We start from the raw sequence: 14,725 nt of genomic DNA on the forward strand, positions 1-14,725 counted from the left end.
GATTACCCCACTTTCACCATGTGCGGTTGCGAGCTGCGCTCGGTAGGCAGGTGATCGAGGTCGCGGCTGACCAGCAGCAGGACTTCTGCCGACGCGTCCGATACCTGGGCCTTGTAGCCGGCAATCGAACGGGCGAACACGTTGTAGATCACCACCGCAGGAATCGCGGCAACCAGGCCCAGGGCGGTCGCCAGCAAGGCTTCGGCGATACCGGGGGCAACGACGGCCAGGTTGGTGGTCTGGGTTTTGGCGATACCGATGAAGCTGTTCATGATGCCCCATACGGTACCGAACAGACCGACGAATGGCGCGGTGGAGCCGATGGTCGCGAGGACGCCGGTGCCGCTGCTCATGTTGCGACCGCAGGCGGCAACTAGGCGCTCAAGGCGGAAGCTGACGCGTTCCTTGATGCCTTCTTTTTCGCGCGTGTTGGCCGACAGGCGCATTTCTTCCAGCGCATCATGCACCAGCAGGTTGGCCAGGGTGCCCTTCTTGGTGGCGGTGTCGCTCGCTTCCTTGAGGGTGGTGGCTTTTTTCAGGTGGACGATTTCTGTGCGCAGGCGGCGTTTGGCGCCCAGCAGCTCAAAGCCTTTGGCGATCCAGATGGTCCAGGTAATGATCGAGGCGATCGCCAGGCCGATCATCACGGCTTTCACCACCACGTCAGCGTTCTGGTACATGCCCCACGGCGACAGGTCATGGGCCATGCCCAGGGTGTTGTCTTCTTCCAGCACAACCCCGGTCTCGTCGGCAGGCGCTGGCGTTGCAGCCTGGGTCGGATCGGTGGCTACCGGAGCGGCGGCAGGCGCCGTCGGGGTTGCGGCACTGTGCTCGGCGGCAGCCGGAGCGGCTGGAGCAGTGGCGTCAGCGAATGCGGCGGTCGGTGCCAGCAGTACGCTGAACAGCATCGCAGCCATCGTGCGCCAGGCGCGGGACGGGCTGTGAAGCATGGTTGGCGAAGCGGGGTTGGTATTACGTGTCATGCTGGCCGGACCTGAGAGAAGAAAATGGGTGATCGTCCTTCCAGACCCTTTGGGCCGAGGACAAATGGGTGGTCATTATTGCAAGTAATTCTTGTTAACTAAAGTAATACAGTTACTTTATTTGTCCTTTTGCTGGCCGCTGGTCATCTTCGGCGGCTAATCTGCGCCTTTAAGAACGGAGTTTTGAGATGTCTGCGCCTTCTGTTGTGATTGCCGGTTGCGGCGATGTGGGTAGTCGGCTGGCTAGCCAATTGCTGGCCTCGGAATGGGAGGTTCATGGTCTGCGTCGCGATGTTTCGCGCCTGCCCGACGGTGTGATAGGCATCGCCGGTGACCTGTTCAAGAAGGACTGCCCCGACACCTGGCCGATCGGCGGGGTGGATTACCTGGTGTATTGCGCTGCCGCAACGGACCACGATGAAGCCGGCTATCGCGCCGCTTATGTGCAAGGCTTGCAGCATGTGCTGGAGTGGCTGCAGGACTACGGGCAGGAGCCGAAACATCTACTGTTTGTCTCCAGCAGCAGCGTGTACGGGCAGCAGAATGGCGAATGGGTCGATGAAACCTCCGATACTCAGGCCAAAGGCTATTCCGGCCAAGTGATGCTGGAAGCGGAGCAAGTCGCCCTCAATAGCGGTATCCCCGCGACCATCGTGCGGTTGACTGGTATCTACGGCCCGGGTCGGGAGTGGCTGTTGACCCAGGTGCGCCAAGGTTACCGTGTGGCAATCGATCCGCCTTTATATGGCAACAGGATTCACGCGGATGATGCGGCGGGCTTGCTGGCCTTCTTGCTGCGGCATGTGGAGCAGGGTGGAGCGTTGGAAACGGTCTATATCGGCGTCGATGACGCGCCTGCGCCGTTGGCCGAGGTAGTGGACTGGTTGCGTGGATACCTGGGCGTGACCGAATGGGCGGATGATGCGAGTGTGCGGCGCGCCGGCAGCAAGCAATGCAGCAATGCGCGAGCGAAAGGGTTGGGCTGGGTGCCGACCTATCCAAGTTACCGCGAGGGGTATGCGGCGATTCTTGAAGGTAAGTGCTGAATGAAGAAAGGAGCCCTTGGGCTCTTTTTTTTCATCATTGTTTTTCCAGCAACCACTGGCGCGGGCCTGGCGTAAACGAAGGCACTTCATCCGCCTGCGCAGTGTTCACCGCCTGGAAGATTTCCAGTTGCTTGCCTTTACGGGAAAAGATCCACGGATTGCCTTTGCCGTTCAGTTGCAGCCAGATGCTGTCGTAACCGCCGCTCATCGAGGCGCAATCACCTGCCAGGCACAGCGAGTATTGATCGACCCCAGGCAGGCCGGCGACCTTGCCATTGGCCAGGAACTGCACCGTGGAACCGTCACCGTTGCCGTCGGTGATCTTCCAGTCGCCGCCCATATAGGCTGCATACAGTGCCCGTTCGAAGTTGGCGCCCAGGGGCGCGCCTTCCGGGGCTGGGTCTTTGGCGCGGGCGAACACTTGTTCAGGTTCGTTGTCGTTGGCCACTTGCAGCAGTTGTTTGCCTTTGCGCTTGAGTTCAGTGGCGGAGCTGCCATAGAACTCGACGCTCCAGGCGCCGGGTTTCTCGCCGAGCAACTTGCCTTCAGCCACTTCAAAGCCATTGTAGTAGCGAGCCTGCAGCGCTTTGGTGTTGACCTCCCATTCCAGGTTCGGTCCGTTGCTCTGCAGGGCTTCACGCAAAGGGCCACCCTTGGCAGCTGCGTCAATGGCGGCCTGGTTGATCCAGGTGCCACCCGCGTCCAGGTCGGCAGGGTTGCTGGCGCAGCCGCCCAACAACAGGGCGAGCAACGAAGAGGCTACAAGCGCTTTGCGCATTAAGAAATCCTTTTAAAACAAAGTCGGCGCAGCCTGTGGAGGCTGCGCCGGGTGCTTTACTCGATGACCAGAATCGCGTCCATCTCAACCTGCGCGCCCTTTGGCAGGGCGGCCACGCCGATGGCGGCGCGGGCAGGGTAGGGCTGTTCGAAGTACTTGCCCATGATCTCGTTGACCTTGGCGAAGTGGCTGAGGTCGGTGAGGAAGATGTTCAGTTTGACGATGTCCTTGAACGAACCGCCGGCAGCTTCGGCGACGGACTTGAGGTTTTCGAAGACTTGTACGGTCTGTGCTTCGAAGCCTTCAACCAGTTCCATGGTCTTTGGGTCCAATGGGATCTGGCCGGACATATAGACGGTGTTGCCTGCCTTGATCGCCTGGGAATAAGTACCGATGGCGGCCGGGGCCTTGTCGCTGGTAATAACAGTCTTGGTCATTTGTGACTCCTTGTAAGAGAAGATGACTTATTTGAAGTGCTAAGCACGCATGCGGGTGATGCGGATGACCCCGGTCAGGGCGCGCAGCTTCTTGATCACGCGGGCCAGGTGCACGCGGTCGTGAACGCTGACCACCAACTGGACCACGCTGATGCGGCCGTCGCGCTCATCCATGCTGATTTTTTCGATATTGCCATCGGCCGCATTGACGCTGCTGGCGAGCAGCGCGATCAAGCCGCGCTGGTGCTCCAGCTCCACCCGCAACTCGACGTTGAATTCGCCGGTGACATCCTTGGCCCACGAGAGCTGGATGCATTTTTCCGGGTTGTGGCGGATTTCGGTGATGTTGCGGCAGTTGTCCAGGTGCACCACCATGCCTTTGCCGGCGGACAGGTGGCCGACAATCGGATCGCCCGGGATCGGCGTGCAGCACTTGGCGTAGCTGAGCACCAGGCCTTCGGTGCCGCGAATCGCCAGCGGGCCTTCGGGGCTTGGCAGCTGTTCGCCTTCGCCCAGCAGGCGTCGGGCGACCACGTAGGCCATGCGATTTCCCAGGCCGATATCTTCCAGCAGGTCTTCGATGGTTTCCTGGCGATACTCGCTGAGTATCGCTTGCACGCGCTCTTGCGGGACTTTGTCGAGGGCGCTGTCGAAACCGTTGAGTACCTTGTTCAGCAGGCGTTCGCCCAGGCTGATGGACTCGGAGCGGCGCTGCAGTTTCAGGGCATGACGGATGTGCGTACGCGCCTTGCCAGTGACGACGAAATTGAGCCACGCCGGGTTCGGGCGGGCGCCCGGAGCACTGACGATCTCGACCGTGGAGCCGCTTTGCAGGGGTTCGGACAGCGGCGCGAGACGACGATTGATCCGGCAGGCGATGCAGCTGTTGCCCACGTCGGTGTGCACTGCGTAGGCAAAGTCGACCGCCGTGGAGCCTTTGGGCAGCTCCATGATGCGGCCTTTGGGCGTGAACACATAAACCTCGTCCGGGAACAGGTCGATCTTCACGCTTTCGATGAATTCCAGGGAGTTGCCGGCACGTTGCTGCATTTCCAGCACGCCTTTTACCCACTGGCGGGCACGGGCATGGGTGCCTTTGGGTTGCTCGTCGCCGCTGGACTTGTAGAGCCAGTGGGCAGCAATACCGTTGTTGGCCATCTCCTCCATTTCCCGAGTGCGGATCTGGATCTCGATCGGTACCCCGTGCATACCGAACAGCGTGGTATGCAGCGACTGATAGCCGTTGGCCTTGGGAATGGCGATGTAGTCCTTGAAGCGACCCGGCAGGGGTTTGTACAAATTATGTACGGCGCCCAGCACGCGGTAGCAGGTGTCGACTTTGTCGACGATGATCCGGAACGCGTACACGTCCATGATCTCGTTGAAGGCCCGCCGCTTGCCGCGCATCTTTTTGTAGATGCCGTAGATGTGTTTCTGCCGGCCACTGACTTCGCCTTCGATCTCGTCGATCGCCAGGCAATGGCTCAAGGATTCTTCGATCTTGTTGACGATTTCCTTGCGGTTGCCCCGGGCGCGCTTGACCGCCTGGTAGATGCGCGCCGAGCGCATGGGGTGCATGGCTTTGAAGCCGAGGTCTTCGAATTCGATACGAATGGCATGCATGCCCAGCCGGTTGGCGATGGGCGCATAGATTTCCAGGGTTTCCTTGGCAATGCGTCGGCGTTTTTCGCCGGACAGTACTTCCAGCGTGCGCATGTTGTGCAGCCGGTCGGCCAGCTTGACCAGAATCACCCGGATATCGCGGGCCATGGCCATGGCCATCTTCTGGAAGTTTTCCGCCTGGGCTTCGGCCTTGGTCTCGAAGTTCATTTGGGTCAGTTTACTGACCCCATCGACCAATTCGGCCACGGTCTCGCCAAATTGCGCGCTCAGCGCTTCCTTGGCAATGCCGGTGTCTTCGATCACGTCATGCAGCATCGCGGCCATCAGGCTCTGATGGTCCATGTGCATGTCGGCGAGAATATTTGCCACCGCAAGAGGATGGGTGACATACGCCTCGCCACTGCGGCGGCGTTGGCCGTCGTGGGCTTGTTCGGCGTAGAAATACGCTCGGCGGACCAGGTTGACCTGGTCTGGGCCGAGGTAGGCCGATAAGCGATCGGCGAGGGCGTCTATGCTCGGCAAAGTGTGAACTCCTGCCGTAGGCTGTGACCCCGCGCCGTGCTACGTCGACCAGGCATAGGCTTAGACGGCCTCGTTGGACTCGTCCTCGAACGCTGCAAACAGCGGTTCGTCCTGAACGATTTCCTGCTCGGCGATGAACTCGTAGCTCATCAGGCCTTCAGCGATTTCACGCAGAGCCACAACGGTAGGCTTGTCGTTTTCCCACTGGACCAGAGGCTCTTTGCCGCCAGTGGCCAATTGACGGGCACGCTTGGTAGAGAGCATGACCAGCTCAAAGCGGTTATCCACGTGTTCTAGGCAGTCTTCAACGGTTACGCGGGCCATGGTATTCCTCGGAGCGAATGCAAGATGCGCGCTGCCCGGCTGGGCAAGCGGACTAAACAGTTTAAAAAATCACCAGCGTTTAGGGAAGCGCTGATTTTTCGCAGGCCCTCGCAAAACCGCTACAGGTGCCAATGTAAAGCCCTTGCGGCGGTTTTGGGAAGGGCTAATCAACCGAGCAGTTCGGCGAGCAATTTGCCGAAACGCTGCTGTTGGCGCTTCTGCTGGAGCTGATTGGTGCGGAAAATTGCCTTCAGATCATCCAGTGCGTGGGCAAAATCGTCATTGATGATCAGGTAGTCGTAGTCGACGTAGTGGCTCATTTCGCTGACGGCCTCGCGCATACGGCCTGCGATGATCTCATCGCTGTCCTGGCCGCGGTTGGTCAGGCGCTGGTGCAAGGCTTCCAGGGACGGCGGCAGGATAAAGATCGAGCGCGCCTGGGGCATCAGCTTGCGTACTTGTTCGGCGCCCTGCCAGTCGATTTCCAGGATCAGGTCGTGACCTTCGTCCAGGGTCTGCTGCAGGTGGCTTTGCGAGGTGCCGTAGAGGTTGCCGAATACTTCGGCACGTTCCAGGAAGTCGCCGTGCTCGATCATCTTGACGAACTCGGTGCGCTCGACGAAATGGTAGTGCACGCCGTTTACCTCGCCCGGGCGCATGGCGCGGGTGGTGTGCGAGATCGAGATGCGGATCTGCTCGTCAGCGTCGGTCAGGGCCTTGACCAGGCTGCTCTTGCCCGCGCCCGAAGGGGCGGAAATGATGTAAAGGGTGCCGGTACTGTGGGTCATGGAAGTTGCCTTACTCAATATTCTGTACTTGTTCGCGCATCTGCTCGATCAACACTTTGAGGTTGACCGCCGCTTGTGTGCTGCGTGGATCAAACGCCTTGGAGCCCAGTGTATTGGCTTCGCGGTTGAGTTCCTGCATCAGGAAGTCCAGGCGCCGACCGGCGGCACCGGCGGACTTGAGTACACGACGCACTTCGAGGATGTGGGTGCTGAGACGATCGAGTTCCTCAGCAACGTCGCTTTTCTGGGCCAGCAGGACCATTTCCTGCTCCAGGCGCGTCGGGTCCAGGTCGGCCTTCATGTCGGCAAAGCGGTCAAGGACCTTTTGGCGCTGTGTGGCGAGCATCTGCGGCACCAGCTCACGCAGGATGACCACGTCTTCTTCGATTGAAGTCAGGCGTTCGTTGATCAGGCGGGCCAGTTCGGCGCCTTCGCGTTCGCGGCCGGCCTTGAGCTCCTTCAAGCCTTGATTGAACAGGGCCAGGGCCTCGGCGTTCAGCGCTTGCGGATCGGTGGCGTCGGCCACCAGTACGCCGGGCCAGGCGAGCACTTCGAGTGGGTTGAGCGCGGCGGGCTGCTTGATCAGGCTGGCGATGGTTTCCGCCGCGGCGACCAGTTGCGCGGCGCGGTCGCGGTCGACCTGCAGGGGCTTGCCGGTGGTTTCTTCGGTAAAACGCAGGGTACATTCCAGCTTGCCGCGGGAGATGCCCTGGCGCAGCGCTTCACGCACGGCGCCTTCGAGGTCGCGGAAAGACTCCGGCAGGCGCAGGTGCGGCTCCAGGTAGCGGCTGTTGACCGAGCGCAGTTCCCAGCTCAGGGTGCCTTGGGCGCCGGCTTTTTCGACGCGGGCGAAGGCGGTCATGCTGTGCACCATGGAGGTACCTCGCGATGCAGTCCCGCAAATACGGGCTGATGGGTAAATTGAAGCCGACAGGCTGCGAAGGCGCAGGATTGTAGCGCAGTGGGGTGAATGCGCCCAAACAATGGGCGACAGGCTTGCCATTGGTAACCGGATTTTTTAGCAGTGCCCCGAATCGGTTCGCGGCTCTATAATGCTCGGCAGTTTTTCGTCCTTAGTACAGGTGTCTCCCTATGAAACGTCCAAGTGGTCGCGCTGCCGATCAGCTCCGCTCGATCCGCATCACCCGCAACTACACCAAACACGCCGAGGGATCTGTACTGGTCGAGTTTGGCGATACCAAGGTCATCTGCACCGTCAGCGTCGAAAACGGCGTGCCGCGTTTCCTCAAAGGCCAGGGCCAGGGATGGTTGACCGCCGAATACGGCATGCTGCCGCGCGCCACCGGCGAGCGTAACCAGCGTGAAGCCAGCCGTGGCAAGCAAGGTGGTCGTACCCTGGAAATCCAGCGCCTGATTGGCCGTTCCCTGCGCGCCGCGCTGGATATGTCCAAGTTGGGTGACGCGACCCTGTATGTCGACTGCGACGTGATCCAGGCTGACGGTGGCACCCGCACGGCGTCCATTACCGGCGCCATGGTGGCTTTGGTCGATGCGCTGAAAGTGATCAAGAAGCGTGGCGGCCTGAAGGGCGGTGACCCGCTCAAGCAGATGATCGCCGCCGTCTCGGTGGGCATGTACCAGGGCGAGCCTGTGCTGGACCTGGACTACCTGGAAGACTCGGCTGCCGAGACCGACCTGAACGTGGTGATGACCAGTACCGGTGGCTTCATCGAAGTGCAGGGCACCGCTGAAGGCGCACCGTTCCAGCCGGCCGAGTTGAATGCCATGCTGGCTTTGGCCCAGAAAGGCATGACCGAGATCTTCGAACTGCAGAACGCCGCACTGGCTGACTGAGCTCGTCTCAAGGAGAAACGCCATGAATGACAACAGCCAAATGCCTGTACCTACGCCTTCCTACGAAGTGCGCCAGGGAGCAATGTTGTGCCATCTCGCGGCGTTTCTGGGGTTCGTGTTTCCCTTCGGCAGCGTCGTGGGGCCGTTGATCCTGTGGCAGATGAAGAAGGAAATGGACCCGTTCATTGATGACCAGGGCAAGGAAGCCTTGAACTTCCAGATCACCGTGGCGATCGCCTGGATCGCTTGCATTGTGCTGGCCTTCGCGGTGATTGGCTTTTTCCTGATGTTCGCCCTGGCGATTGCCACGGTGGTGCTGACCATCATTGGCAGCATCAAGGCCAACAAGGGAATCGCCTACCGCTATCCCTTGACCTGGCGTGTGATCAGATAACCGGTGTTCAGCTGACAGACAGGCACAAAAAAACCGACAGCGATGTCGGTTTTTTTGTTCCTGGAAAAAGACCTCAGATGGTCAGTGTCCAGTCGTAGTCCACGATCAGCGGCGCGTGCTGCGAGAAGCGTGGCTGGCGCGGCAGGCGTGCACTGCGTACAAACCGGCGCAGACCAGGGGTCAGCAACTGGTAGTCGAAACGCCAGCCCAGGTTGAGCATCTCAGCCTGTTCGTTATCCGGCCACCAGCTGTACTGGTCGCCTTCGCGGCTGACTTCGCGCAGGGCATCGACATAGCCCATGTTGCCGACAATCTCGTCCATCCAGGCCCGTTCCGGCGCCAGGAAGCCCGGGGATTGCTGGCTGTCGCGCCAGTTCTTGATATCCAGCTTCTGTTGCGCCACGTACAGCGAGCCACAATAAATGTACTCGCGACGTTTGCGCCGCTGTTTATCCAGGTAACGGGCGAAGTCGTCCATTAGCTTGAACTTCTGGTTCAAGTCTTCATCGCCGTTCTGCCCCGAAGGGAGCAGCAAGGTCGCGATGCTGACCTTGTCGAAATCGGCTTGCAGGTAGCGCCCGTAGCGGTCGGCTGTCTCGAAGCCGAGGCCGCTGATGACCGCCTTGGGTTGCAACCGCGAGTACAAAGCCACGCCACCTTGGGTGGGCACTTCGGCATCGCAGGCATAAAGGAAGTAGCCATCCAGTTGGAAGGCTGGGTCGTCCAGTTCAAAGGCGGAGGCGCGGGTGTCCTGCAGGCAGATGACGTCGGCATTCTGTGCTTGCAGCCAACTGAGCAAACCACGCTCGACTGCAGCCTGAATACCATTAACGTTCACACTGATGATCCGCATAAATGGCCCCAAAAATCGCGTGCGTGTATGATACACGGCGTCTACCTAATTAGCTAAATCCGTGGTATCTGAGGCTTTTTTTCATGCAGGCGTATCAACGCGATTTCATTCGTTTTGCCATCGATCGCGGCGTTTTGCGCTTCGGTGAGTTCACCCTCAAGTCCGGGCGCACCAGCCCGTACTTCTTCAATGCGGGCTTGTTCAACTCCGGTTCGGCCCTGGCTCAACTGGGTCGTTTCTATGCGGCGGCCATCGTTGAAAGCGGTATTTCATTCGACGTGCTGTTCGGCCCGGCCTACAAGGGCATCCCCTTGGCGGCTGCGACCGCCGTGGCTTTGGCTGAACATCACGGGCAGGATCTGCCATGGTGTTTCAACCGTAAAGAGGCCAAGGCTCATGGTGAGGGCGGCAGCCTGGTGGGGGCGCCACTCAAGGGTCAAGTGCTGATCATCGATGACGTCATCACTGCCGGCACCGCCATCCGTGAGGTGATGCAGATCATCGCCTCTCAGGACGGCGCCAAGGCCGCCGGCGTACTGATTGCGCTGAACCGCCAGGAGCGTGGCAACGGTGAGCTGTCGGCGATCCAGGAAGTGGAGCGCGATTTTGGCATTCCGGTCGTGAGCATCGTGTCGTTGAACCAGGTGTTGCAGTTCCTGGAAGATGATCCGCAGCTCAAGCAGCACCTGCCGGCGGTGCGTGCATACCGCGAGCAGTTCGGCGTCTGACACCGATTGCTCTGTGAGAGAGAGCCCGCTCCCGCAGGGGGTCTCCATTTCTCCAGCGGAATCAGCATGCATAAAAAGGCCCCGCTCAATCGGATTGAGCGGGGCCTTTTGTTTTCTGGTGCTTAAGGACGCTTGCGGTTGCTGATCAGCGTACCCACACCGGTATCGGTGAAGATTTCCAGCAGGATCGCATTCGGTACCCGGCCGTCCAGGATCAGCGAGCTGCCCACGCCGCCTTGCACCGCCTCCAGCGCGCAACGGATCTTCGGCAGCATGCCGCCGTAGATGGTGCCGTCGGCGATCAGGTCGTCTACTTGCTGGGTGGTCAGGCCGGTGAGCACCTTGCCCTGTTTATCCATCAGGCCGGCGATGTTGGTCAGCAGCATCAGCTTTTCAGCCTTCAGTGCTTCAGCCACTTTGCCGGCTACCAGGTCGGCATTGATGTTATAGGACTCACCATTGGCACCTACGCCGATCGGCGCGATCACGGGAATGAAGTCGCCTTTGACCAGTAGGTTCAGCAGATCGGTGTTAATACCGATTACTTCGCCCACCTGGCCGATATCGATGATTTCCGGCTGGGTCATTTCCGGCGTCTGGCGGGTCACCGTCAGTTTTTTCGCGCGAATCAGTTCTGCGTCCTTGCCGGTCAGGCCGATGGCGCTGCCGCCATGGCGGTTGATCAGGTTGACGATGTCTTTGTTCACCTGGCCGCCGAGGACCATCTCCACCACGTCCATGGTCTGCGCGTCAGTAACGCGCATGCCATCGATGAAGTGACTCTCGATCGACAAGCGCTTGAGCAGGTCGCCGATTTGCGGGCCGCCGCCGTGCACCACCACCGGGTTGATGCCCACCGCCTTCATCATCACGATATCGCGTGCAAAGCCGGTTTTGAGCTCATCGCTTTCCATGGCATTGCCGCCATACTTGATCACCAGCGTCTTGCCGACGTAGCGTCGGATATAAGGCAACGCTTCGGACAGTACCTTGGCAGTGTTGGCGGCGGCTTCGCGTTCGAGGGTCATTCAGGGCTCCGGTAAAAAATCAGAACGGTAATTGGAGATCAGGGGCAACACGTTTCAACTGGGCGTGGAACACGTCCTTGATGCGCTGCAACTCAGCCTCGGTATCCGCCTCGAAACGCAGCACCAGCACCGGTGTGGTGTTGGACGCGCGAACCAGGCCCCAGCCTTTGGCGTAATCGACTCGCACACCATCAATGGTGGTCAGGTTGGCACCTTCGCCCCATTGCGCATCGTGCAGTGCGTCAATGATGCTGAATTTGCTCTCCTCGGTCACATGGATATTGATCTCAGGCGTAGAAATATCGTTCGGGAAGGTCTGGAACAGCTCTTCGGCGGTGGATTTTTCCTTGCTGAGGATTTCCAGCAGGCGCGCAGCGCTGTAAATACCGTCGTCAAAGCCGAACCAGCGCTCCTTGAAGAACACGTGGCCGCTCATTTCGCCGGCCAGCAGCGCGCCGGTTTCCTTCATTTTCTTTTTGATCAACGAGTGACCGGTCTTCCACATTAGCGGGCGACCGCCATATTCCTTGATCAGCGGCGTCAGGCGACGGGTGCACTTCACGTCGAAGATGATCTCGGCGTTGGCATTGCGTGCCACCACGTCGCGGGCAAACAGCATCAGCAGGCGATCCGGGAACACGATTTCGCCGGTTTCCGTCACCACCCCCACACGGTCGCCGTCGCCGTCGAAGGCCAAGCCGACGTCAGCCCCGGTTTCCTTGACCTTGGCGATCAGGTCTACCAGGTTTTCCGGCTTGCCTGGATCCGGGTGGTGGTTGGGGAAGTTACCGTCGACCTCGCAGAACAAGGGGATCACTTCGCAGTTCAGGGCTTCGAGCAGCTGCGGGGCGATCACGCCGGCCGCGCCGTTGCCGCAGTCCACCACCACTTTGAGGCGGCGCGCGAGTTTGACGTCACGGGTGATTTCATCAGAGTAGCGTTGCAGGATGTCGACTTTGGTGATGGTGCCCTGGCCGCTGGTCAGGTCGTTGTTTTTCAGGCGGTCATGCAGGGCCTGGATCTGCTCATTGGCCAGGGTATCGCCAGCAATGACGATCTTGAAGCCGTTGTAGTCCGACGGGTTATGGCTGCCGGTGAGCATCACCCCGGATTTTCCGGCCAGCACGTTGGCGGCGTAGTACAACGCGGGTGTCGGTACCAGGCCCACGTCGCTGACGTGGCAACCACTGTCGGCCAGCCCCTGGATCAGTTGTTCCACCAGCGTCGGGCCGGACAGGCGACCGTCACGTCCGACCGAAACATTAGGCTCGCCCTGAGCCAGGCTCTGGGAGCCGATGGCGCGGCCGATCCAGTAGGCGGTTTCGGCGGTCAGGGTCTTGGGCACGACGCCACGAATGTCGTAGGCGCGGAAGATGCTGTCGGGAAAGGTCGGGGCTACTCGGGCTGCGGTACTCATCGCGGGGGAAACTCCATCTGAAGGGGGCAAGGCTGGCCTTAAAGTGGCTGACCGGCAGGCTCAAACTGAAGGGTATGACGACGTTTTCGGCAGAGAGTTCGTGGTGCAAAAATGCCATCGGAATACTGGCTTCGTTATGGCGTTCGCGTAATACATTGATTTTGTTTAGAAAAACTCGCTGATTAGGTCCGCGCATTCTTCAACCTGGTAAGCCGTGCGGTGGTATCGGGCCGGACAGGAGCGTCCGGCCTGATTCAGCTTAGTCAGTGGCTGCCGGAATGCCCAAAACCACCTGCACCGCGTTGGGTTTCGTCGAATTCCTGCACCAGTTCGAAGTGCGCCTGTACCACCGGCACCAGCACCAACTGGGCAATGCGTTCACCGACGGCAATGTTGAAGGCCGTCTGGCCACGGTTCCAGCACGACACCATCAATTCACCCTGATAGTCGGAGTCGATCAAGCCCACGAGGTTACCCAGCACAATGCCGTGTTTGTGGCCCAGGCCGGAGCGCGGCAGGATCAATGCGGCCAGGCCTGGGTCGCCCACGTAGATCGCCAGGCCCGTAGGGATGAGGATGGTCTGGCCCGGTTCCAGGACAGTGTCTTCCTTGAGCATGGCGCGCAGGTCCAGCCCGGCGGAGCCCGGTGTGGCGTAGGCCGGCAGTGGGAATTCGTTGCTGATGCGTGGGTCGAGGATTTTGGCTTGCAAAGCGTGCATGAAAATTAAACCTGGTTCAGCCGTTGGGCGATAAAGGAGATCAGTTGGCGGGCAATCTTGCCCTTGCTGGTCTGGGCGAAAAGGGTCGCGTGCAGGTCGCGGTCAATCACGCTGCAGGCATTTTCCTCGCTGTTGAAGCCGATGCTCGGGTTGGCGACATCGTTGGCAACGATCAGGTCGAGGTTTTTGTCTTTCAATTTACGCGCGGCATAGTCCAGCAGGTGCTCGGTCTCGGCCGCGAAGCCGACGCTGAACGGGCGATCCGGACGCGTCGCGATGCTGGCGAGAATGTCCGGGTTGCGCACCATTTGCAGGAGCAGGCCGTCACCGTTTGTAGGGTCTTTCTTGAGCTTTTGCGGGGCCACAACCTCCGGGCGGTAATCCGCAACCGCTGCTGAGGCTATAAACAGGTCGCATGGAATGGCTGCTTCGCAAGCCGCCAACATGTCGCGGGCGCTCACTACGTCGATTCGCGTGACACGATCAGGGGTCGGCAAATGGACCGGGCCGGTGATCAGGGTGACGCGTGCGCCTGCTTCAACCGCGGCCTCTGCCAAGGCAAAGCCCATTTTTCCTGAGCTATGGTTGGTGATGTAGCGCACCGGGTCGATGTTTTCCTGGGTGGGGCCGGCAGTGATCAGTACGTGCTTGCCGGTGAGGGCCAGGTGCTGGAAGCACTCGGCGGCACACAGTGCCAGGTCCGTGGCTTCGAGCATGCGGCCCATGCCCACGTCGCCGCAGGCCTGGCTGCCGGATGCCGGGCCGAATACCTTGAGGCCACGGCTTTGCAAGAGCTGGGTGTTGGCCTGGGTGGCCGGGTCGCGCCACATGGCCTGGTTCATGGCTGGTGCGATGGCAACGGTGGCGTCGGTGGCCAGTACCAGCGTAGTCAGCAGGTCATCGGCAATACCTTGGGCCAGGCGGGCGATCAGGTCGGCGGTCGCCGGGGCGATCAGCACCAGGTCTGCCCACTTGGCCAGTTCGATATGGCCCATGGCGGCTTCTGCTGCCGGGTCCAGCAAGTCCAGGTGAACCGGGTGGCCGGACAGGGCCTGCATGGTCAGCGGAGTGATGAACTCACTGCCGCCGCGGGTCATGACCACGCGCACTTCCGCGCCTTGGTCCAGGAGCCTGCGAACCAACTCTGCGCTCTTGTAGGCGGCAATGCCGCCGCCGACGCCGAGAACGATGCGTTTCCGATACAGACGCTGCATTGGTTTGCCTTTCCAGTTCAGTGATGCCAGTTCAGTGACGCCTGCGATGCCCCCTC

At 60.2% G+C, this 14,725-nt stretch carries 15 protein-coding genes and 1 pseudogene; 4 read left to right on the plus strand and 12 right to left on the minus strand.

Annotated features, from left to right (window positions below):
* Nucleotides 1-2: 2 nt before the first annotated feature.
* Nucleotides 3-983 carry a tonB-system energizer ExbB gene (gene exbB / locus EXW71_RS13825; protein ID WP_134659442.1) on the minus strand — a complete coding sequence of 327 codons (981 nt, stop codon included), beginning with the start codon at nt 981-983 and terminating at the stop codon, nt 3-5.
* Nucleotides 984-1,171: 188 nt separating this feature from the next.
* Between exbB and EXW71_RS13830 the strand changes: the two genes are divergently transcribed.
* A complete protein-coding gene (locus EXW71_RS13830; RefSeq protein WP_134659440.1) occupies nt 1,172-2,029 on the plus strand; it encodes an SDR family oxidoreductase in 858 nt (285 codons plus the stop codon).
* Nucleotides 2,030-2,063: 34 nt separating this feature from the next.
* On the opposite strand, the gene EXW71_RS13835 is transcribed toward EXW71_RS13830, so the two are convergent.
* From EXW71_RS13835 to EXW71_RS13860, 6 genes are all read right to left on the minus strand, one after another.
* Nucleotides 2,064-2,807: a hypothetical protein gene (locus tag EXW71_RS13835; protein WP_123716554.1), complete on the minus strand. Its 744-nt coding sequence runs from the start codon at nt 2,805-2,807 to the stop codon at nt 2,064-2,066.
* A 56-nt stretch (nt 2,808-2,863) separates the two neighbouring features.
* Complete coding sequence (locus tag EXW71_RS13840; protein ID WP_003176922.1) at nt 2,864-3,244, minus strand: RidA family protein; 381 nt, start codon at nt 3,242-3,244, stop codon at nt 2,864-2,866.
* Between the two features lie 39 nt (nt 3,245-3,283).
* A complete protein-coding gene (spoT, locus tag EXW71_RS13845) occupies nt 3,284-5,389 on the minus strand; it encodes a bifunctional GTP diphosphokinase/guanosine-3',5'-bis pyrophosphate 3'-pyrophosphohydrolase (RefSeq protein ID WP_123716553.1) in 2,106 nt (701 codons plus the stop codon).
* 60 nt (nt 5,390-5,449) lie between these two features.
* Nucleotides 5,450-5,713: a DNA-directed RNA polymerase subunit omega gene (gene rpoZ, locus EXW71_RS13850; RefSeq protein WP_060753671.1), complete on the minus strand. Its 264-nt coding sequence runs from the start codon at nt 5,711-5,713 to the stop codon at nt 5,450-5,452.
* A gap of 167 nt (nt 5,714-5,880) precedes the next feature.
* Nucleotides 5,881-6,501, minus strand: coding sequence for a guanylate kinase (gene gmk / locus EXW71_RS13855; protein WP_123716552.1), 621 nt, complete (start codon nt 6,499-6,501; stop codon nt 5,881-5,883).
* 10 nt (nt 6,502-6,511) lie between these two features.
* Complete coding sequence (locus EXW71_RS13860) at nt 6,512-7,375, minus strand: YicC/YloC family endoribonuclease (RefSeq protein ID WP_123716551.1); 864 nt, start codon at nt 7,373-7,375, stop codon at nt 6,512-6,514.
* A gap of 218 nt (nt 7,376-7,593) precedes the next feature.
* Here EXW71_RS13860 and rph point away from each other — a divergent pair, with 218 nt between their 5' ends.
* Both rph and EXW71_RS13870 read left to right on the plus strand, forming a co-directional pair.
* Complete coding sequence (gene rph / locus EXW71_RS13865) at nt 7,594-8,316, plus strand: ribonuclease PH (RefSeq protein ID WP_134659438.1); 723 nt, start codon at nt 7,594-7,596, stop codon at nt 8,314-8,316.
* Between the two features lie 22 nt (nt 8,317-8,338).
* The gene (locus tag EXW71_RS13870) at nt 8,339-8,710 is read left to right on the plus strand and encodes a DUF4870 domain-containing protein (RefSeq protein WP_123716550.1); all 372 of its coding nucleotides are present in this window, start codon (nt 8,339-8,341) and stop codon (nt 8,708-8,710) included.
* A 73-nt stretch (nt 8,711-8,783) separates the two neighbouring features.
* Here EXW71_RS13870 and EXW71_RS13875 read toward each other — a convergent pair whose 3' ends face one another.
* Nucleotides 8,784-9,563 (minus strand): exodeoxyribonuclease III, encoded by a 780-nt coding sequence (locus EXW71_RS13875; protein ID WP_003195493.1) that lies wholly within the window; start codon nt 9,561-9,563, stop codon nt 8,784-8,786.
* An 83-nt stretch (nt 9,564-9,646) separates the two neighbouring features.
* Here EXW71_RS13875 and pyrE point away from each other — a divergent pair, with 83 nt between their 5' ends.
* The gene (pyrE, locus tag EXW71_RS13880) at nt 9,647-10,291 is read left to right on the plus strand and encodes an orotate phosphoribosyltransferase (RefSeq protein ID WP_134659436.1); all 645 of its coding nucleotides are present in this window, start codon (nt 9,647-9,649) and stop codon (nt 10,289-10,291) included.
* Nucleotides 10,292-10,413: 122 nt separating this feature from the next.
* Here the strand turns inward: pyrE and argB are convergent, their stop codons facing one another.
* The 4 genes and pseudogenes from argB to coaBC form a co-directional block, all read right to left on the minus strand.
* Nucleotides 10,414-11,319 (minus strand): acetylglutamate kinase, encoded by a 906-nt coding sequence (argB, locus tag EXW71_RS13885; protein ID WP_123716548.1) that lies wholly within the window; start codon nt 11,317-11,319, stop codon nt 10,414-10,416.
* A gap of 19 nt (nt 11,320-11,338) precedes the next feature.
* Nucleotides 11,339-12,745 (minus strand): annotated as a pseudogene (locus EXW71_RS13890) (phosphomannomutase/phosphoglucomutase); the annotation flags it as partial.
* Between the two features lie 254 nt (nt 12,746-12,999).
* The gene (gene dut / locus EXW71_RS13900) at nt 13,000-13,455 is read right to left on the minus strand and encodes a dUTP diphosphatase (RefSeq protein WP_134659434.1); all 456 of its coding nucleotides are present in this window, start codon (nt 13,453-13,455) and stop codon (nt 13,000-13,002) included.
* Between the two features lie 5 nt (nt 13,456-13,460).
* Complete coding sequence (coaBC, locus tag EXW71_RS13905; RefSeq protein ID WP_123716545.1) at nt 13,461-14,669, minus strand: bifunctional phosphopantothenoylcysteine decarboxylase/phosphopantothenate--cysteine ligase CoaBC; 1,209 nt, start codon at nt 14,667-14,669, stop codon at nt 13,461-13,463.
* Between the last annotated feature and the right edge of the window lie 56 nt (nt 14,670-14,725).

This window comes from Pseudomonas sp. BCA17, assembly GCF_004519405.1.
Classification (GTDB): Bacteria; Pseudomonadota; Gammaproteobacteria; order Pseudomonadales; family Pseudomonadaceae; genus Aquipseudomonas.